Origin of the sequence: Lysinibacillus capsici, assembly GCF_003367505.1 — a bacterium.
GTDB classification, from domain to species: Bacteria; Bacillota; Bacilli; order Bacillales_A; family Planococcaceae; genus Lysinibacillus; species Lysinibacillus capsici.
On record NZ_PXXX01000019.1, the window covers coordinates 26,782 to 45,585 of the forward strand.

The 18,804-nt window shown below is 37.6% G+C and carries 24 protein-coding genes; 15 read left to right on the forward strand and 9 right to left on the reverse strand.

Going from position 1 to position 18,804, the window contains the following annotated elements; all coding sequences use genetic code 11:
• The first annotated feature begins 20 nt into the window (after window positions 1–20).
• From C7B89_RS17425 to C7B89_RS17435, 3 genes are all read left to right on the forward strand, one after another.
• Window positions 21–1,043, forward strand: a complete 1,023-nt coding sequence (locus tag C7B89_RS17425; protein WP_115674182.1) for an ABC transporter substrate-binding protein — start codon at window positions 21–23, stop codon at window positions 1,041–1,043.
• An 84-nt stretch (window positions 1,044–1,127) separates the two neighbouring features.
• Window positions 1,128–2,156 carry an ABC transporter permease gene (locus C7B89_RS17430; RefSeq protein ID WP_009371612.1) on the forward strand — a complete coding sequence of 343 codons (1,029 nt, stop codon included), beginning with the start codon at window positions 1,128–1,130 and terminating at the stop codon, window positions 2,154–2,156.
• The gene (locus C7B89_RS17435) at window positions 2,149–2,943 is read left to right on the forward strand and encodes an ABC transporter ATP-binding protein (RefSeq protein ID WP_054549124.1); all 795 of its coding nucleotides are present in this window, start codon (window positions 2,149–2,151) and stop codon (window positions 2,941–2,943) included. Before C7B89_RS17430 ends, C7B89_RS17435 begins: the two co-directional genes overlap by 8 nt.
• 521 nt (window positions 2,944–3,464) lie before the next feature.
• Here the strand turns inward: C7B89_RS17435 and ilvA are convergent.
• Window positions 3,465–4,727 carry a threonine ammonia-lyase IlvA gene (gene ilvA, locus C7B89_RS17440; protein ID WP_115674183.1) on the reverse strand — a complete coding sequence of 421 codons (1,263 nt, stop codon included), beginning with the start codon at window positions 4,725–4,727 and terminating at the stop codon, window positions 3,465–3,467.
• A gap of 289 nt (window positions 4,728–5,016) precedes the next feature.
• Here ilvA and C7B89_RS17445 point away from each other — a divergent pair, with 289 nt between their 5' ends.
• Entirely contained in the window at window positions 5,017–5,760 is a 744-nt protein-coding gene (locus tag C7B89_RS17445; protein ID WP_115674185.1) for a TerC family protein, read from the forward strand.
• Window positions 5,761–5,801: 41 nt separating this feature from the next.
• Here C7B89_RS17445 and bshB2 read toward each other — a convergent pair whose 3' ends face one another.
• From bshB2 to C7B89_RS17460, 3 genes are all read right to left on the reverse strand, one after another.
• Window positions 5,802–6,491, reverse strand: coding sequence for a bacillithiol biosynthesis deacetylase BshB2 (bshB2, locus tag C7B89_RS17450; protein WP_115674186.1), 690 nt, complete (start codon window positions 6,489–6,491; stop codon window positions 5,802–5,804).
• 13 nt (window positions 6,492–6,504) lie between these two features.
• On the reverse strand, window positions 6,505–6,855 hold the full coding sequence (locus C7B89_RS17455; RefSeq protein ID WP_004225428.1) for a YojF family protein: 351 nt from the start codon (window positions 6,853–6,855) through the stop codon (window positions 6,505–6,507).
• A 560-nt stretch (window positions 6,856–7,415) separates the two neighbouring features.
• Window positions 7,416–7,697 (reverse strand): hypothetical protein, encoded by a 282-nt coding sequence (locus tag C7B89_RS17460; RefSeq protein ID WP_048393429.1) that lies wholly within the window; start codon window positions 7,695–7,697, stop codon window positions 7,416–7,418.
• A gap of 196 nt (window positions 7,698–7,893) precedes the next feature.
• Between C7B89_RS17460 and C7B89_RS17465 the strand changes: the two genes are divergently transcribed.
• The gene (locus C7B89_RS17465; protein ID WP_004227610.1) at window positions 7,894–8,442 is read left to right on the forward strand and encodes an acyl-CoA thioesterase; all 549 of its coding nucleotides are present in this window, start codon (window positions 7,894–7,896) and stop codon (window positions 8,440–8,442) included.
• Between the two features lie 45 nt (window positions 8,443–8,487).
• On the opposite strand, the gene thiD is transcribed toward C7B89_RS17465, so the two are convergent.
• On the reverse strand, window positions 8,488–9,318 hold the full coding sequence (gene thiD, locus C7B89_RS17470) for a bifunctional hydroxymethylpyrimidine kinase/phosphomethylpyrimidine kinase (RefSeq protein ID WP_115674188.1): 831 nt from the start codon (window positions 9,316–9,318) through the stop codon (window positions 8,488–8,490).
• Between the two features lie 175 nt (window positions 9,319–9,493).
• On the opposite strand from thiD, the gene C7B89_RS17475 reads away from it, so the two are divergent.
• From C7B89_RS17475 to C7B89_RS17495, 5 genes are all read left to right on the forward strand, one after another.
• Window positions 9,494–10,171, forward strand: a complete 678-nt coding sequence (locus tag C7B89_RS17475) for a uracil-DNA glycosylase (RefSeq protein WP_103117405.1) — start codon at window positions 9,494–9,496, stop codon at window positions 10,169–10,171.
• 75 nt (window positions 10,172–10,246) lie between these two features.
• Window positions 10,247–10,423 carry a hypothetical protein gene (locus C7B89_RS17480; RefSeq protein WP_048393435.1) on the forward strand — a complete coding sequence of 59 codons (177 nt, stop codon included), beginning with the start codon at window positions 10,247–10,249 and terminating at the stop codon, window positions 10,421–10,423.
• The gene (locus C7B89_RS17485; protein ID WP_115674189.1) at window positions 10,423–10,689 is read left to right on the forward strand and encodes a YwdI family protein; all 267 of its coding nucleotides are present in this window, start codon (window positions 10,423–10,425) and stop codon (window positions 10,687–10,689) included. Before C7B89_RS17480 ends, C7B89_RS17485 begins: the two co-directional genes overlap by 1 nt.
• 26 nt (window positions 10,690–10,715) lie before the next feature.
• Window positions 10,716–11,096: a DUF423 domain-containing protein gene (locus C7B89_RS17490; protein ID WP_115674191.1), complete on the forward strand. Its 381-nt coding sequence runs from the start codon at window positions 10,716–10,718 to the stop codon at window positions 11,094–11,096.
• A 163-nt stretch (window positions 11,097–11,259) separates the two neighbouring features.
• Window positions 11,260–12,435: a M20 family metallopeptidase gene (locus C7B89_RS17495; RefSeq protein WP_115674192.1), complete on the forward strand. Its 1,176-nt coding sequence runs from the start codon at window positions 11,260–11,262 to the stop codon at window positions 12,433–12,435.
• Between the two features lie 81 nt (window positions 12,436–12,516).
• Here the strand turns inward: C7B89_RS17495 and gerQ are convergent, their stop codons facing one another.
• Both gerQ and C7B89_RS17505 read right to left on the reverse strand, forming a co-directional pair.
• Window positions 12,517–12,852, reverse strand: coding sequence for a spore coat protein GerQ (gene gerQ, locus C7B89_RS17500; protein WP_004227629.1), 336 nt, complete (start codon window positions 12,850–12,852; stop codon window positions 12,517–12,519).
• A 22-nt stretch (window positions 12,853–12,874) separates the two neighbouring features.
• Window positions 12,875–13,300, reverse strand: a complete 426-nt coding sequence (locus C7B89_RS17505) for a cell wall hydrolase (RefSeq protein ID WP_004227631.1) — start codon at window positions 13,298–13,300, stop codon at window positions 12,875–12,877.
• A 245-nt stretch (window positions 13,301–13,545) separates the two neighbouring features.
• On the opposite strand from C7B89_RS17505, the gene C7B89_RS23115 reads away from it, so the two are divergent.
• On the forward strand, window positions 13,546–13,716 hold the full coding sequence (locus C7B89_RS23115; RefSeq protein ID WP_004227634.1) for a hypothetical protein: 171 nt from the start codon (window positions 13,546–13,548) through the stop codon (window positions 13,714–13,716).
• A gap of 236 nt (window positions 13,717–13,952) precedes the next feature.
• Window positions 13,953–14,135 carry a hypothetical protein gene (locus tag C7B89_RS17510; protein ID WP_115674193.1) on the forward strand — a complete coding sequence of 61 codons (183 nt, stop codon included), beginning with the start codon at window positions 13,953–13,955 and terminating at the stop codon, window positions 14,133–14,135.
• Window positions 14,136–14,178: 43 nt separating this feature from the next.
• On the opposite strand, the gene hemQ is transcribed toward C7B89_RS17510, so the two are convergent.
• Window positions 14,179–14,928 (reverse strand): hydrogen peroxide-dependent heme synthase, encoded by a 750-nt coding sequence (gene hemQ, locus C7B89_RS17515; protein WP_115674194.1) that lies wholly within the window; start codon window positions 14,926–14,928, stop codon window positions 14,179–14,181.
• A gap of 156 nt (window positions 14,929–15,084) precedes the next feature.
• On the opposite strand from hemQ, the gene lipL reads away from it, so the two are divergent.
• Complete coding sequence (lipL, locus tag C7B89_RS17520) at window positions 15,085–15,918, forward strand: octanoyl-[GcvH]:protein N-octanoyltransferase (RefSeq protein ID WP_115674195.1); 834 nt, start codon at window positions 15,085–15,087, stop codon at window positions 15,916–15,918.
• A gap of 36 nt (window positions 15,919–15,954) precedes the next feature.
• On the opposite strand, the gene C7B89_RS17525 is transcribed toward lipL, so the two are convergent.
• Window positions 15,955–16,605: an RsfA family transcriptional regulator gene (locus C7B89_RS17525; RefSeq protein WP_004227650.1), complete on the reverse strand. Its 651-nt coding sequence runs from the start codon at window positions 16,603–16,605 to the stop codon at window positions 15,955–15,957.
• Between the two features lie 235 nt (window positions 16,606–16,840).
• Here C7B89_RS17525 and C7B89_RS17530 point away from each other — a divergent pair, with 235 nt between their 5' ends.
• Together C7B89_RS17530 and C7B89_RS17535 are read left to right on the forward strand one after the other, a co-directional pair.
• Window positions 16,841–17,065 (forward strand): YuzB family protein, encoded by a 225-nt coding sequence (locus C7B89_RS17530; RefSeq protein ID WP_004227652.1) that lies wholly within the window; start codon window positions 16,841–16,843, stop codon window positions 17,063–17,065.
• A gap of 202 nt (window positions 17,066–17,267) precedes the next feature.
• Window positions 17,268–18,575, forward strand: coding sequence for an HD domain-containing protein (locus tag C7B89_RS17535; protein ID WP_004227654.1), 1,308 nt, complete (start codon window positions 17,268–17,270; stop codon window positions 18,573–18,575).
• Window positions 18,576–18,804: the final 229 nt, after the last annotated feature.

Below are 18,804 nucleotides of genomic sequence, written 5' to 3' on the forward strand. Positions count from 1 at the left end.
TATAATCGGGGGGATTATTTGTGAAAAGCAATGTAAAGAAGTTGTCATTCCTTCTTTTTGGATTAGTGTTGCTTCTTGCTGCTTGTGGTAGCGGTGGCTCAGGTACAGCAGATTCAAAAGGAAATGAAAAAAACAATGCAAGTGAGAGCGGAAATGCAGATGATAAAACATATAAAATCGGGATTACTCAAATTGTTGAGCATCCATCGTTAAACGCAGCAACGGAAGGCTTTAAAAAAGCAATTGAAGATGCTGGTTTAAAAGTTGACTACGATCCACAAATTGCACAGGGAGATAATAGCCTTAACACAACGATTGCTAACAATCTAGTAAGTGCAAACGTAGATTTAATTTTTGCAAACTCTACACCTTCTGCACAAGCCGCTGCAACAGCAACAAGTGATATTCCAATTATTTTTACATCTGTTACAGATGCTGTTGGTGCACAGCTAATTGACTCAATGGAGAAGCCAGGGAAAAATATTACAGGCACAATCGATTTACATCCAGAAACGATTTCTAAAACTGTAGCATTCCTAAAAGAACTTGGTGCGAAAAAAGTAGGGATGGTCTACAATGCGGGTGAGCAAAACTCAGTTGCACAAGTTTCAGAAGTGAAAAAGGTTATGGACGAACAAGGTTTAGCGGTGGTAGAAGCATCAGCATCTACTTCAGCGGATGTAAAACAAGCGACAGAGTCTCTAATTGGTAAAGTAGACGCTTTCTATATTATTACTGATAACACAGTTGTTTCTGCATTAGAATCGGTAATTGATGTTGCCGATACGAATAAATTACCATTAATTGTAGGAGAACTAGATTCTGTAGCACGTGGCGGTTTAGCCGCTTATGGTTTTGAATATTTCGATATCGGTTATGAAGCAGGTCAAATGGCTGTGAAAATTTTAAAAGGTGAAGCTACACCTGCTGATACACCAGCACAATATCCACAAAATCTAAAACTACTAATCAATAAAAAGGTAGCGGATGATTTAGGAATTGAAATTAAAGACTCTTGGGGTGCAGAACTTCTAGAAAAGTAAAACGAAGCGGGGGAGAACTATCCCCGCTTTATCTTCATTTATAAGCGGTATAAATAAAAAAGAGATTTAGGAGATGATTCAACGATGTTTTTAGCATTATTTGGCGCAGTGGAGCAAGGAATCATCTATGCAATTATGGCACTTGGTGTATATTTAACATTTCGGGTGTTAGATTTTCCGGATTTAACGGTTGATGGAAGCTTTGTAACAGGGGCGGCAACTGCAGCAACAATGGTTTTGCTTGGCTACCACCCAATCTTAGCGACTTTAGTGGCAATTGTTGCTGGATTTATTGCTGGATGTATGACAGGAATTCTTCACACGAAAGGAAAGATTAATCCGCTTTTATCAGGAATTTTAATGATGATTGCTTTATACTCGATTAATCTACGTATCATGGGGTTAACTGCAGAAAATACGATAGGTCGCCCGAATATTCCACTACTAAACTCTGAAACAATCTTTTCAAAGTTTCAATCTTTTTGGAGTAATTTAGGGATCGATGATGCTATCAATAACCTATTAAAAAGCATAGGCTTTCAGCATGTACCAGGTACATGGAGTGTGCTGATTGTTGTATTAATCATCACGATTTTAATTAAGTTAATAGCAGACTGGTTCTTAAAGACAGAGGTTGGGCTAGCTATCCGAGCAACTGGTGATAATAAACGAATGATTCGCAGCTTCTCTGCAAATACAGATACACTTATCATTTTGGGGCTAGGTCTTTCCAATGCGCTTGTCGCATTTTCTGGAGCTTTAATCGCACAATACTCGAAGTTCTCTGATGTTAGTATGGGGATTGGTATGATTGTGATCGGTCTCGCATCCGTTATTATTGGTGAAGCTATTTTTGGGACTAAAACTATTATCCGTACAACGTTTGCAGTTATTGCAGGAGCCATCATTTATCGTATTATATTAGCTTTAGCATTACGTGTAGATTTCCTTGATTCAGGAGACATGAAATTAATTACAGCGATCATCGTTATTTTGGCGCTGATCTTACCGCAATTTATAAATAAGAGTAAAGAACGTAAACGTAAAGCTAAACGTGCTGCAGAACTTTCACAAGTAAAAAAAGTAGAGCAGGGAGGTAATGGCCTTGCTTAAATTACATGGTATTAATAAGGTATTTAATGAAGGAACACCTGATGAGAAGATTGCACTTGCGGAGATAAACCTACATTTAAAGCCCGGTGATTTTGTGACAATTATAGGTAGTAATGGTGCAGGTAAATCAACGATGATGAATATGATTTCAGGTGCTTTAACACCCGATTTCGGTACAGTATTGATTGATGGTAATGATGTGACAAGTTTGCCTGAATATAAACGCTCTCAATACATTGGGCGTGTCTTCCAGGACCCAATGGCAGGAACTGCACCTACGATGACAATTGAAGAAAATCTAGCATTAGCATACTCTCGAAATAAGCATAGAGGGCTACGCAATGGTGTGGACAAAAAGCGTCGTGAATTTTTTAAAGAATCGCTAGCGATGCTTGGTTTGAATCTTGAGAATCGTCTTTCTGCTAAGGTAGGCTTACTTTCAGGTGGGGAACGTCAAGCTTTGTCGCTCTTAATGGCTACCTTTACAAAGCCATCTATTTTATTACTGGATGAGCATACGGCTGCACTTGATCCATCACGTGCAGAGTTAATTACTCGTATTACGAAGTATTTAGTGGAAAAAGATAATTTAACGACATTAATGGTAACGCACAATATGCAGCAAGCATTAGATTTAGGGAATCGTCTTATTATGATGGACAAAGGCCAAATCATTTTAGAAGTTGGTGAAGATCGCAAACATGAATTAACAATTCCTGATTTAATGTCCGAGTTTGAACGTATTCGTGGGGAAAAAATGAATTCAGACCGTGCTCTATTAGGTTAATATCGAAACGCTCATACACTTGTATGGGCGTTTTTCATAGTGTAAAAAATTTCATCAATAGTGTTTTTATGAATGGTGTAAATGAATGACCGTTGCAGGTTCCCTAATTTCACGTGTGGGGGGTGCCGATCTATCTTATGGGAGTCTAGTAGCCTTCCAATCCAGCACATTAATTTAGAAAAGGTCCTCACTACTCTTTATGGAGGAGCGTTGTCACACATCGTTTTTCCGCATTGTTAGTATGATAGAAAATGAAAGGAACAGTTTTAAAAGGGTTGATTGGAGAGGAGTTGCCCCTTAGGGGATTTAGCGGCTCATCAGAAGCCACCTGGACGCTGGCGGAACAGATATCAATCCCTCGCCTTGCCAGAATGTCTCTTTCCACAGACGATATTATTTTTTCAACATCATATAAAACGCTCATGCACTAGTTTTAATAATTTTTATTTAGGGAAATTAAACGATCGATAAACTTTATCGCATAAAAAAGCCTCACTTTCAGAGAAGTGAGGCTCTTCATTTTAAACGAGTAAGCCAAATAGTTGAATATCGTTGTTTACTTCTTTGTATTTGAAGCCGAATTCATCCATTCGGGCAAGTAGTCCTTCATATTCAGCACGATCACCTAACTCAATGCCGACTAGTGCAGGGCCACTTTCTTTATTATTTTTCTTGGTATATTCAAAGGTAGTAATGTCATCGTTTGGTCCAAGTACACTAGTGAGGAATTGACGTAATGCTCCGGCACGCTGAGGGAAGCTGACGATGAAGTAGTAAAGTAATCCTTCGTGTATAAGTGACTTTTCTTTAATCTCCTGCATTCGTCCAATGTCATTATTCCCACCACTGATGATGACAACGACTGACTTACCTTTAATTTCTTCTTTATAAAAATCAAGAGCTGCCACTGATAATGCTCCTGCAGGCTCAGCGATAATCGCATGTTTATTATATAGATCTAGAATGGTCGTACATACCTTGCCTTCAGGTACAAGAACAATATCATCTAAATAGCGACGACAAACATCATAAGTGTGGTGACCGACACATTTTACTGCAGCACCATCAACGAATTTATCAATCCAATCAAGAGCAACTGCGCCACCTTCAGCAAAGGCAGCCTTCATACTACCAGCACCAGCAGGCTCTACACCAATAATTTTACTAGCAGGAGAGAGATTTTTAATGTAGGCAGACACGCCTGACATTAAGCCACCACCGCCAATACTTCCGAATATGTAGTCGATTGGCTCCTCCATATCATTCATAATTTCTACCGCTACCGTTCCTTGACCAGCAATGACATCAAAATCATCAAATGGATGAATGAAGATTTTACCATGCTCTTCACAATAGCTCAACGCGCTTTCAGCAGAATCATCGAATGTATCTCCTGCTAAAATAATTTCCACATATTCACGTCCAAACATACGTACTTGGTCTATTTTTTGCTTCGGCGTTGTTTGTGGCATAAAAATGCTTGCTTGAATTTTTAATTGGGCACAGGCATAAGCTACACCTTGTGCATGATTGCCTGCACTTGCACAGACAACCCCAGCATTGCGCGCTTCATCCTCGATTTTTTTAATTTTATAATAGGCACCACGAAGCTTGAATGAGCGTACATGCTGTAAATCTTCGCGTTTAATATAAATATTAGCTCCGTATTTCTCGGATAAATAGTCGTTTTTTTGTAGTGGTGTGTGCACAACTACATCTTTTAAAAAATGATGTGCAATCAGGACATTCTCCACTTGCACGGTTCTAGTATCAGCAACTTCCATAGTATTCATCCTCCGTTATACGTTTAAAACATTTATCTATGATAGCACACTTTATTTGCTTTTTGTAATTAATTTTTAGTAAATTCTAAATTTTCCGTGTCTATTTTATGATGTAAGCGTTTTATCTTGATATAGCTAATTATTTTATAAAGAAGCAATGTCTCAGACCTAGAATTAGCTCAATTTAAGGGGAGAAAATCAGTTGTTTCAAATCTAAAAAATACTACTCTCATAACAAAAATGGTCAAGCATATACTAGATTAGCTTAGGACAAGTAGGAGGGTATGTAGTGGAAATCATTCAAGGAATTTTATCAACATATTGGAAGTTTTTTGATTTGGCGATGTGGCAAGAAGTACTAATGGACCCTGTCTCCTGGGGACTAATATCCTCATTAATTATTATAGAAGGTTTGCTGTCGGCAGATAATGCACTGGTTTTAGCGGTACTAGTGAAACATTTACCAGATAAACAGCGAAAACGGGCATTAATGTATGGTATGCTAGGTGCCTATTTTTTTAGATTTTTATTTATTGGCATAGGTGTTTATCTAGTAGAATTTTGGTTTATTAAAGTATTAGGTGCTTTGTATTTAGGTTGGCTTTGTGTAGCTCATTTCCTTCACATAGGGAATGAGGATAGTGTAAAAGAGGTAAAGAGGACAGGATGGATGGTGCGTCTTTTCGGCACGTTTTGGGCAACTGTCATTTCTGTTGAGCTAATGGATATTGCTTTTTCAATTGACTCAATCTTTGCTGCGTTTGCGATATCAGATCAGGTCTGGGTGCTTTTAATTGGAGGGATGTTAGGAATATTAATGATGAGGACGATTGCAGGTGTTTTTTTAATCATCATTGAAAAAATACCAGAGCTTGAAGCAACAGCCTTCATAATTATAGGTGTCATCGGCTTAAAAATGTTAGTAAGTGTTTTCAATATCCACATCCCTCATTATTTATTCTTCCTTTTCTTAGTGATTGCTTTTTTCATCACGATCATTGTGCATATGATGAAGAGAGTAAGAGCTGCCTAATTAAAAAGTACTGTTCTCCAAAAATGAGAACAGTACTTTATTTATTTTACATATTTATCTGGGTCAACAATATAGAACTTTTCAACATTAAGCCAGCTCTCGCTCATTGGTTCGCCGTCATCAATACGTTTTTCAGTCTCCTGCATCATCCAACCAGTCTGAGACGCATGGGCTTGTAATGCTTTTAATTTGTCCATTCGCATTTCCCGAATATCATAGACCACATGTGGTTCACCATTTTTTTCAATCGTATCATTGGCGAATGCACAACCGAATATTTGTGGACGAGCAGCCTTTGGCATACGACGTACAGCTTCAACTACAGCACGTGCTGTTGCTTCATGGTCTGGGTGAACAGCAAAGCCAGGTAAAAATGTGAAAATTAAAGAAGGCATTAGTTCTTCGATTAGCCCTTCCACTAGTTTTACCATTTTCTCATCATCTTCAAATTCTATTGTTTTATCACGTAGACCAAGCATGCGTAAATCTTGAATACCCATTGCCTCTGCCGCTGCAACCAATTCCTTACGACGGATTTCAGGTAAAGACTCGCGTGTAGCAAAGGGTGGATTACCTAAATTACGTCCCATTTCGCCTAATGTTAAACAGGCATATGTAACAGGTGTATTCATTTTCTTTGTATAGTAGGCGATGGTTCCCGCAACTGAGAAAGCCTCATCATCTGGGTGAGGGTACACAATTAAAATATGACGTTGTGGTTGTAAATTCAAATAGTCGTCCCCCTTAGTAAGTAAATGGCGTTTCACTAATTTCAAGCGCAATCGCCAATTTTCCAGAGTAGTCTAGTCCAGCCATTAATAAACGGCCTAAATCATCTAATTCAAAATGTGTAATGCCTTGAGCATAAACCCAGCCATGAGGTAATTTTAAACCCACACGATGAGGTGCATTATCTACAACCTTAGCAAGCTCATAGTTAATTTTAGCATTGCGAATAAAAGCACCTGCATTAAAAAACTGTTCATCATAGTGTGCTGCATAAGATCCGTTTGTCGTCTCAAGATGAATATAAACGTCTTTGTTGGCGAAAGAATTCAGCAATTTTTGCAACGTCTCTACTTGTACTTCTTGCATCTTAACACTCCTCTCGATCATTTCTCCTTTAAGTATAGTAAAAAAAATTCGCAAAGGGAAATTGATTGCTTTGATAAAAAAATTGATGATTTATATTTACAAACCTTAGCGCCATTTTGTCCAAATTTTTGAGAGTGTGAAATTGAATCGTAGCATCCAGAGAAATAAATCATCATCTCTAAACCTATGACAAGTTCTTAAGCAATATTCTTGAAAAAATTATTGTAATGTATCAATATAGGGAGTGTGAAAATAAATATGTACAAACTGTGTCGTTTCGCATTGTATCCGTTTTCACATCTGAAAAGATATTGCAACCATGACTTCTTCCTAATTTGTGTGTGTAGACAGCTCCACCTGTTGAAGGTAGTATTATTTCAGAAATAATGAATTCTATCTTGGTACAATAGATGACGTTCCTTGAACAGGTTATGCAAGGTAGCTGTGAAAAAGGGAAGAAAAATGAAGCTCATTATCATAGTATAATAAAAACCGCGACTCTCTTTATGACGGAGAGTCGCGGTTTTTTTTATTAAAAATTAATGTAGGCTATGTATTTGTTAGTATCGATTGAGCTTTCGTTCTATTGTATCTAAACGATTATTAACATTTTGTAATTGTTTAAACATTTGCTTCATATAAAGATTTTGATCTTGGGTTTCAGTAGTTTTGGCTTGTGCCAATTCTTCCTCCTCCTGCAGAGCCAATATTGTGGCAAGGGTGGATAATGAGTAACCAAGTGTTAATATGATGGAGGCAATTACTTCAACTTTTGAAGAGGTGATTTCTCCAGCTAGTAAACCTGATTCTTCCGTTAAGTCTTCTACCTTGTTTTTTTTCATTTTTTCCCCTCCCATACAGCTAATATATGGGGTATGAGGCATTAACGTATCTTGTCCAATTTTAATCTTTATCGGATAAATACTCATCATTAAATAATTGTTTAGTATTTGTAATTTTCTAATAATTACATTGATTTTTCCATTTAAATATAGCATTATAGTAGGAATAAACAAGACGTTTAGAGGGGGAATTGGTGTGAATAAGGACTTTAAATATTGTAAGGAATCAAGAGTGATGCGTACAAGTCGTGTATTTCCAAACGATGTGAATAATCATAATACATTATTTGGCGGACGATTGATGAGCGATATTGATCAAGTTGCTTCCATTTCAGCTGCAAAGCATAGCAGAAGAGATTGTGTTACAGCCTCAACTGATTCAGTCGATTTCCTACATCCCATTCGCCCAACAGATTCGGTTTATTTCGAATCCTATGTAACTTGGACGGGAAGGTCTTCTATGGAGGTTTTTGTTAAAGTCATTTCTGAAAACTTGAAAACTGGGGAGAGAAAGGTGGCAGCGACTGCATTATTAACTTTCGTGGCATTGGATGAAAATAACAAACCAGCACTGGTCCCACGAGTAATACCTGAAACAGTAGAAGAGACAAAATTGCATGAAACAGCTTCAGAACGAGCGAAGGCCCGTGCTGAACGTAAAAAGGAAAGTAAAGCATTAGCGCAATTTATATCTATGAATGATCCATGGGATTATCGGCTAGAAATGATGGAGAATTATATGTAAAAAAAGAGGGATGTCTCAAATGACTTTGAGACATCCCTTTCATCCTTATATTTCTGTTACTGTTAAGTGTGGAGCACCAAAGCGTGATTTCGCTCCATGCATGACAGGACCTACATATTCATTTAGCGCCCAGCCATGTGCAATAGCTGCCGATACAAACTCTTTTGCTTCAATGACAGAATCTTTAATAGTAAGTCCATTCGCAAGATTCGCTGTGACAGAGGCAGCAAAAGTACAGCCTGCACCGTGGTTATTTGTAGATGCAACTTTTTCAGATTCTAATAAGTAGAATGTTTCACCATCAAAGAATAAGTCTATTGCTTTTTCAGTAGCTAGGGCTTTTCCACCTTTTATGACAACAGCTTTAGCTCCTAGTTCATGGATTTTACGAGCAGCAATCTTCATGTCGTCAATGTTTTTTGGTGTACCTGTGCCAGCTAATTGTCCAGCTTCAAACAGGTTTGGTGTTGTTACCGCTGCTAGTGGTAAAAGATGCTGAATCATGGCATCTGTGTTACCTGGATTCAGTACTTCATCGTCACCTTTACATACCATAACAGGATCGATGACCACATTTGTAGTCCCTGAATTTGCAATAGCCTTTCCAGCAATACGAATAATTTCTTCTGTTGAGAGCATTCCTGTCTTAATGGCATCAATTCCTGTGGAAAGTGCTGTGTCAATTTGTTTTTGTAGTAAATCAGTTGGCAAAGGTGTGACGTTATGTGTCCAGCCGTTAGGGTCCATTGTTACGACAACTGTTAATGCCACCATCCCATATGTACCGTGCTCTTGGAATGTTTTAAGGTCAGCTTGCATTCCTGCACCGCCTGATGTATCTGAACCAGCAATTGTTAATGTTTTTTTTAGAGTCATGTAAAGGATCTCCTTTATCGTTAAGAGTTATAAAATTAACATCTAGTATAGTCCGATTCTGATTCTATAAAAATAGCCAGAATACTATATTTTTATATGGTCAGTTTCAACTGATGCTTGAATTCATCTTTAATTTTTTGTACCGTTGTAAGAAGAGAAAGGGGCTTAATGAACGATGAAACAAGTATTCCCGAATGATTGGCAAGAAGTACTCAAAGAAGAATTAGAAAAACCATATTATCAAAAACTACGTCAATTTGTCGCAAATGAATATTCGACACAAACTATTTATCCACCAATCAATGATGTGATGAACGCATTCTATACAACAGCATATCATGATGTGAAGGTTGTTATTTTGGGACAAGACCCTTATCATGGGCCTAATCAAGCGCATGGGCTAAGCTTTTCTGTTAAACCAGGTATTCCACATCCTCCTAGCTTACGGAATATGTTTCAAGAGCTACAGGATGATTTAGGCTGTCCAATTCCTCAAAATGGAACGCTAACAAAGTGGGCTGAACAGGGTGTTATGCTATTAAATACGGTGCTTACAGTTCGAGCAGGACAAGCGAATTCCCATAAAGAACAAGGGTGGGAGCAATTTACCGATGCGGTTATCGATCTATTAGCTGCAAGGGAAGAACCACTAATTTTTGTATTGTGGGGCAAACCAGCGCAACGCAAAAAGCAATTAATTCGAAAATATAAAACACCACATGTCATACTCGAAGCGCCACACCCAAGTCCATTAAGTGCTTATCGAGGATTCTTTGGTAGTAAACCTTATTCAAAGATAAATCAACAATTAGTTGAGTGGGGCAAGCAGCCGATTGATTGGTGTTTAGAATAGATTGGCACAAATCGTTTGCTTTATACGCTTTAGCAATCATGTTACATTTAATATAGAAGAAAGTGAGGGACATTGATGAAGGTGAATTGTTTTAAGTGTCAATTTTTTAAAGTAACCTGGGACCCTCAAAACCCACGAGCATGTGCAGCTTATGGCTTTAAAACAAAGCAAATACCATCCGTTGTTGTGAAGCAATCCTCGGGTGTAGATTGTTTAAAATTCGTACCAAAAGTAGAAAGTGGGAGAATGTAATGATTTCTTATCAAGCCGTTATACAGCAACTTGAAAAACAATTATCTTACGCAAAAAATGCGGGAAATGATCAGCAAATTCGTGAGACACTTACAGCCATTCGAGCATTATGTGATGTGGTGTTAGATTCTTCAAGTGATGCACCATCTATCACTCCTCATAAGCATGTACCGCAAATGCTTGTATCAGAGTCAAAACCATCCACTTTATATACAGCAAAGATTGAAGAAGATGGAGCCAATGGCGATTCCATTTTTGATTTTTAATCCATTTTAAAGGTAGGGTAACGAAAATGAAAAGATTTATCGTGACAGGTGCTCTTCATGGCCTATTAGCAGTAGCATTCGGTGCATTTGGTGCACATGCTTTAAAGGAAATTTTAGATGAATATAGTCAAGGTATTTGGGAAACAGCTGTTCAATATCAAATGTTTCACGCTACAGGATTACTAATCATTGGTCTGTTAATGAGCTCTAAACTATTAGGTGAAGTGAAACAATTAAATCTAGCAGGTATTTTCTTTAACCTTGGTATTGTTTTCTTTTCTGGGAGCTTATATGTTCTGGCGATAAGTGGTATTAAAGTATTAGGAGCTATTACACCAATTGGTGGCGTACTATTTTTAGCTGGATGGCTACTTATTATTTTAACTGCTATCAAGCATGCTCGCTAATTTTAAGCTGACTCTCTTACATTATTTGTAGGGGGGTTTTTCTTTGTTATGAGTCATCTTTCAAAGATAGGGATTTAAATCCTATCCATTTTGTAAGAATTTATAGTACACTACTAATATTACTTGCAATATTTCGAAAATATCAAAAGTGAGGTTACGTAGTATGGAAAAACTATTTACATTACTGGATGCTAACTATAATGAGATGGTAGGGATTCGTCGCCATTTACATGAATACCCTGAATTATCCTTTGAAGAAGTCGAAACGCCATCCTATATAGCTACTTTTCATAGAGAATTGGGTCATGTGGTTCGAGAAGGAGTGGGAGGACGTGGCGTCGTAGCGATATTACGTGGCGGAAAGCCGGGCAAAACGGTGGCTTTACGAGCTGACTTTGATGCATTAGCGATTCAAGAAGAAAATGATGTACCTTACAAATCTAAAATAGCTGGAAAAATGCATGCATGTGGACATGATGGACATACAGCTACATTGCTTGGGCTAGCTAAGGCATTGAATGCGATGAGGGACCAAATTGAAGGCAATGTCGTATTTATTCATCAGCATGCAGAGGAAGTGGCTCCAGGTGGAGCTAAGCCGATGATTGAGGATGGTTGTTTAGAAGGTGTAGATGTTATTTTTGGTACACATTTATGGGCACCTACACCATTAGGAGAAATATTAGTGAAAGATGGGGCCATCATGGCTGCCGCGGATAAAGTAGAAATAACGGTACAAGGAAAGGGTGGTCATGGCGCAGAGCCTCATCATTCTATTGATGCAGTTACCCTAGCCTCCCAATTTGTCGTTAATGCTCAACAGCTTGTTTCAAGACGAATAGACCCATTGAAATCAGCTGTTTTAACAATCGGTCATTTTGAGGCAATTAATCCATTTAACGTTATAGCTGATCGGGTAGTTTTAGCGGGGACAATTCGTACATTTGAAGAAGAAGTACGCATACAAATGGAACAAGAGTTAGAAGCAGTATTAAATGCGACTTGTCTGGCATTTGGGGCAAGTTACGAATATCGTTACACAAGGGGTTATCCACCTGTTTATAACCATCAGAGAGAAACCGAGTTTTTGGAACAATTGGCGTCGACTGTACCAGGGGTAGATCAAGTAATAACATGTCCGCCATTTATGATTGGGGAAGATTTTGCGTATTATTTAGAAAAAGTACCAGGCACATTTTTCTTCACAGGAGCTAAAAAGCCAGAATGGGAAACGGCTTATCCGCATCATCATGCACGCTTTGATTTTGATGAACGTGCCATGCTAATTGCAGCAAAAACCTTAGGTAAAGCAACCTTAACGTATTTAAAAGAAAATTGAATATAGCGAATATAAAAATCCGCATACGCCCATCGACTTTTGGTCAGTGAGTGTATTGCGGATTTTTACTTAGAGATAGAATTATGGATTTTGATTAAAGTAAGCCATTTCCTCATCATACTCAGCAAAATCGAAATAAATCATAGGGAAAAGAAAACGATGATTAGACTTAAGCTCACGAATAATGACATGATCTCGACCAGCTGCTTCTACCACACCACGAACAGTTTTTGTGTTTTTTCCCTGCTCTACTGCGTGCTCAAAAGAAAAATGGAAGGTAGCTGGTTTTCCACGGTTCAAACGCAAAATATTTTCTATATAGGACTCCTCACGGCCAGGTGGTCGTCCGCTCGGAAGTGTGACTGGAGGAGGAGTCATTTGTTGTTGCGTTGTTGGTGTCCAATAATAAGGCATCATCAATTATCAACCTACTTTCTTTTTAAATTTGAGGACAATCTTGTTCAGTTGGCGAGAAAAAACAATGGGATTTGAACCTGCCAGTATTCCATTGGCCATACCATTGTGCAGGACAATCACCTGCTGGCATGAAAAACCACAAAGAGCGGGTAGCTGGATGAAATCTTTCACCCTGAATCACCCTTTTAGCTAACCGGATATCTTGATCACGTGCTCTTTGATAAAAATAACCCTTTTGTGTTGCCTCAAAGCCTCCCGGACGCTGATAAACCATTTGTTCAATTGTTCGAATATCACCAAAATCTAAACAATCACCTCTTACACGATTAACGCCAACATTCCCAACCATCAGCATGCCTAACTCTCCTTCGCCTTCTGCTTCGGCACGCATTAGTCTTGCAAGTAGGGCTGTCTGTGCATCATTCGTCTTAATAACAGCGATTTTCATACCTCCTCGCAGACAGTATATGCACGAAGGTATAGTAGTCATGTTCAATTTTGTTAAGAAAGACAATCACATATTAAAGTTACTATGCATATAGTAGTAATAACGACAAGTACGTAGAAAATACTTCAAATCCTGCAAGGCCCGATAGTTTTTATAGCAAAAAGGGTAAATAGAAAAAAATAGATTTAGGGGAACGTGAGATCAATGAATTGCATGTGTATCTAATACATGTGAGGTGATGGCTTATGGAAATTGGCGTTTGGTTTGGGATCTTATTAAGTGCAGTACTGGCTTTTCTATTAGGGGAGTTTTATGGACAGCCGCTCCACTGGTATCTCTTTATTGTTATTATAGTGATTGGTTTTTTTATTCAAACGGTTATCTTAATTTTAAAAGTAAAGAACGAGAGCTCTTAATGAGGTATATAGAAGAAACGTGTTGAGGTTAAGAAAGTGTCATCGCTAAAAGATGGCACTTTTTTATATTGTGAGTAATAGTGTGGAAAGCAGAGCATCAGGAAAAATGCCTTTACAATGCTTGTTTTAGCTGCTATCCAATAAGACATAATTATTCTTGCCTAGTAAGTATATTAAAAATATAGCGTGACATACTAAAATTGACTTTATTTTTGCTTTTATGAAGGAGCGTTTCCATGCGTATTTTTAGTATGTTTGTAGCGATCATCATCAGCGCTTTTCTGGCAGTTGGAATAGCAGAATATTATCATCAACCATATAATTGGTATTTAGTTTTTCTTATGATGCTAACTGGGATTTTTATTCATATTATTATTTTAATATTCGAATCTGAGAATGCAGAAGAAAACGAAATTTAAAAATGCGAGTCCGTCAATATGGACTCGCATTTTTAATTAGATATTAAACAGTTAAGAATTTAACCAATTTTTCTTTATCAAGTAGGTTGCCGACGAAGAATTCCCCGAACTCGCCATAGCGAGCTGACACTTCGTCAAAGCGCATTTCATATACTAGTTTTTTGAATTGTAGTACGTCATCAGCAAATAAAGTTACGCCCCATTCGTGATCATCGAAGCCTACAGAGCCAGTGATAATTTGTTTTACTTTACCAGCATAGCCGCGACCAATCATTCCATGTGAACGCATTAATGATTTACGCTCATCCATTGATAGCATGTACCAATTGTCGTTCCCTTGACGGCGTTTATCCATTGGATAGAAGCATACATAATTAGCCCGTGGAAGTTCAGGATATAGACGCGCACGTACATGTGGATTTTGGTAAGGATCTTCATTTGATTCGCCAGCTAAATAGTTTGAAAGCTCTACCACAGATACATAAGAATATGTAGGAATTGTAAAATCTGCAATAGCTAATTTATTGAATTCTGCTTCAAGCTCTTGTAACTCATCCATTGTTTCACGCAATGTCATAATCATAAAGTCAGCTTTTTGACCAACGATTGCATAGAAAGCATGAGCACCTGTTTTAGCTACGTCTGCTTCGTTCAGTTTTTCTAAATAAGCAATAAATTCCTCTACTGCTGCTTGACGTTCCTCAGCAGATACAAGTTTCCAAGATGCCCAATCAATTGAGCGGAAATCATGTAAAGCGTACCATCCATCTAACGTAATTGCTGCTTCATTCATTATTGAAAACACTCCTTTATAAGTGAATACCATTCAAAAATTAGTTTATCATAGTTTGTACAAAAACCCTAAGTTCATGATAGTAATTCACGAATTTGACACCATCTAAAGATAATGTATTCTAAAGAGAAGAGATGTAATAAGAGGAGTTCCAAAATGAAACATATTTTACAACAACCAATTTGGCGTTATTATGATCAATCCATTAGTGCGAAGCAAAGATCACCGCTTGAATCTTTTGCGACGGACGATACATTGTGCCAATTAGTTGGCCAATTGATGTCTCCTCCAACAATTCGTACATGGGTTCATGAGGCATCTGTTGTGCTAGGTATTCAAGACCATCGGTTACCTTATGTTCAGCAAGGTATGGAATTACTAGAATCTAGAGGCTATCATCCTATTGTTCGTAATTCTGGTGGACTAGCTGTTGTGCTAGATGAAGGGGTTCTCAATATTTCCGTGGTATTGTCTGAACAAAAAGAGTCGCTCAGTATAAATGATGGCTACGATGTGATGGTGGACCTTGTGAAGGGATTGTTCCCAGAAGTAGCTGAAAAAATTGAGGCTTATGAAATAGTGGGCTCTTATTGCCCAGGTTCTTATGATTTAAGTATTGATGGGAAAAAATTTGCTGGTATTTCACAAAGACGCTTACGTCAAGGGGTGGCAGTGCAAATTTATTTATGTATTGAGGGGAGTGGCTCACAACGCGCGGCACTTATCCGTGACTTTTATGAAGAGAGCTTGCAACAAGAGGAAACAAAATTCGCTTACCCTCAAATCGTGCCAGAAGTCATGGCTTCGCTATCGGAGCTTATAGACCCTCATTTAACAGTAGAAGCGGTTGTTATTCGTCTACAGCAACTACTTAATCAGTGGGCCGAGGAAGTACGTCCACAGTCCTTTTACGACGAAGAATTAACGTTGTATGGTTTTTATTTACAGCGCGTTTTTGAGCGCAACACCAAAATGCTTGAACGTAAGTAAGCTGGTTGATTATATGAAACAGAAAAAGCGATGCGGCTAATTTAGCGCATCGCCATTTTCTGGTTGATAAATAGAACTGCTAGTTACAAGATTTCCGTTCTTCTCCATTTTAAAAACAGGTGCAATTCGCTCTTCCTCTTCATCAAGCGTAACAAGACGTCTAGCACGATTCATAATTTGTACAAATTGCTCGTAATCTTTGCGAATCGCTCGATTTTCCTCTTCTAGTTTTGTAATGGTTTTCTCTAGTTTTTTATTTTTCTCAGATGTTACATGTACAAGTTGTCGCCATTTTGAAGATTCATTTCCTACTTCACCAGAATGCTGTAAACGTAGTAAATAAGCTATGACAATATCAAGAGAAAGGGCAGATAGCGGAATTGATTTTCCTTCTGCAGCACTATTATTTACGGTAAACATACTAGAAGCACGGCGTCTTGCTGGCGCTCCCAACACTCGCATTCTCTCTTTTCTTTCCTTTTTAGCTTCTGCTAATTGTTCCTCGTATTCTTTACGAACAACGGCATTCCAACGAAAACCACAGGCCGCCGCAGTACGATTTAATGCATCGCCCGCTTCTTCAAAGGCATTAAGCTGTGTGCTTCCTTCTGTTACATGACGGATTACAGCCTCTGCTAGTAATTCATCGTTTTCTTTTAACCAAGCATCTTGTCTTACTTTACTCATATTAAAATCCTCCCACCTTTATCTGGAACTTGTTATTTAAGACTAGCATGACCAATCTTTTAACCTTTTATTCATCTATGTAGAAGGAATTATGCTTGAATAGAAGGGGAAAAGTACGATACAATACCCGATGTAGGTTTGCGCACATGCTGCATACTTAAATATGTGAAGGTCATGTGTGCAATAAAGCGAGATTATGTTTGAAAAATACTATATAGAAAGGGTTGTTGACAAAATGGCAAACGAATTTAAAGTTTGCGATGAATGTCAGGCCGTTAACTTAAAAACGTTAATTCCAAAATTAAAGGAAATCGATCCTGATGCAACCATCGAAATTGGCTGTCATTCTTACTGTGGTCCAGGACGCAAAAAGACATTTACCTTTGTAAATAGCCGACCTGTTGCTGCATTAACAGAAGATGAACTAATGGAAAAGGTTTTAGCAAAATTAAAAAAGTAAAACTAAAAGCTATCTCTACTTGGGGGATAGTTTTTGTTTTGCTTTTTTTATATGTTGAGAAATTAGACCAATATAAATATAAAAATAATGATAAAGGTAATCGAAATAGGTTGTTAATATCTATAGAAAAATGGCAATAAGTATGCTAGTCCTAGATTTATCGCATATAATAGAACTATAACAAAATGGGGGTGCTATCCAAATGACATATGCAAACGCTAAATTAGAAGAAGAAAAGGTATTTAAAGATCCAGTACACCGTTATGTACATGTTCGAGATCAAGTGATATGGGATTTAGTGGGTACAAGAGAATTTCAGCGTTTACGTAGAATTCGTCAACTAGGTACCACATTTTTAGTATTTCATGGAGCAGAGCATAGTCGCTTTAGTCATTCTCTGGGGGTTTACGAAATTGTACGTCGCATAGTAGATGATATCTTTGTAGGGCGTCCAGATTGGGATGAAAGTGAAAGATTATTAGTGTTATGTGCAGCCCTTTTACATGATTTAGGTCATGGCCCATTTTCCCATGCCTTTGAAAATGTATTTGAGCTTGATCATGAATATTTTACAAGGCAGATTTTGTTGGGAGATACGGAAGTAAATGCGATCTTAAAAAAAGTGGCAGCTGATTTTCCTGAAAAGGTATCCCAAGTAATTGAAAAGACATATCCAAATAAGCAAGTAATTAGTTTAATTTCGAGCCAAATTGATGCAGATCGTATGGATTACTTACAACGTGATGCTTATTTTACAGGTGTAAGCTACGGTCATTTTGATATGGAACGGATTTTAAGAGTAATGCGTCCAAGAAAAAACCAAGTAGTAATCAAAGCAACAGGCATGCATGCGGTGGAAGACTATATAATGAGTCGCTATCAAATGTACTTACAAATTTATTTCCATCCTGTTTCACGAAGTGCAGAGGTAATTTTAAATAATATATTAAAAAGAGTAAAACAATTAAGCTTAGCGGGCTATACATTTAAGCATGAGCCTACTCATTTCCTAGCATTTTTCCGAAATGTTATTACATTAGAGGATTATCTTGCGTTAGACGAGAGTATACTTTTTACATATTTTCAGTTATGGATGCAAGAGGAGGATGCCATTCTAAGTGATTTAAGCCGCCGCTTTGTGAATCGTAAGCTATTTCAATACATTGATTTAGACCCTGGAGTAGAGCTCAATAAATATCAAAAACTCCAAGAGCTTTTCAAAAAGGCAGGATTAGACCCCGATTATTATCTTGTACATGATACAACAGCAGATCTGCCATATGATTTTTACAGACCAGGAGAGGAAGAAGTGCGTGTACCAATTTTTTTAGAAATGAAAAATGGTGAGCTACGGGAGCTTTCACGTGAATCCATTATTGTGGATGCTATCTCAGGGCGTATGAAACGAGATCATAAAATCTATTTCCCATTAGATTTCTTAGAGGACGATTCAACAAACTCAACTGTAAAAAAACAAATATTAATGTTATTAAGGAAAGACAATAAATAAATATAAATTTTAAAAATAATAAAGCAGTAANNTTACTGCTTTATTATTTTTAGATAATTGTTTAGAAACTGTTAAGTTGAATTAGATATAATTAATCAATAATTTTGAAATGGAGGTGGTGCAAATTGATTGTTGTGATACAAAAGTGCCGTGAAGATATGTGGAAACATATTTGAGTGATTCTAATGACCTATATTAAGATAATGGTTGAGTTTTATTTGAGATGTTT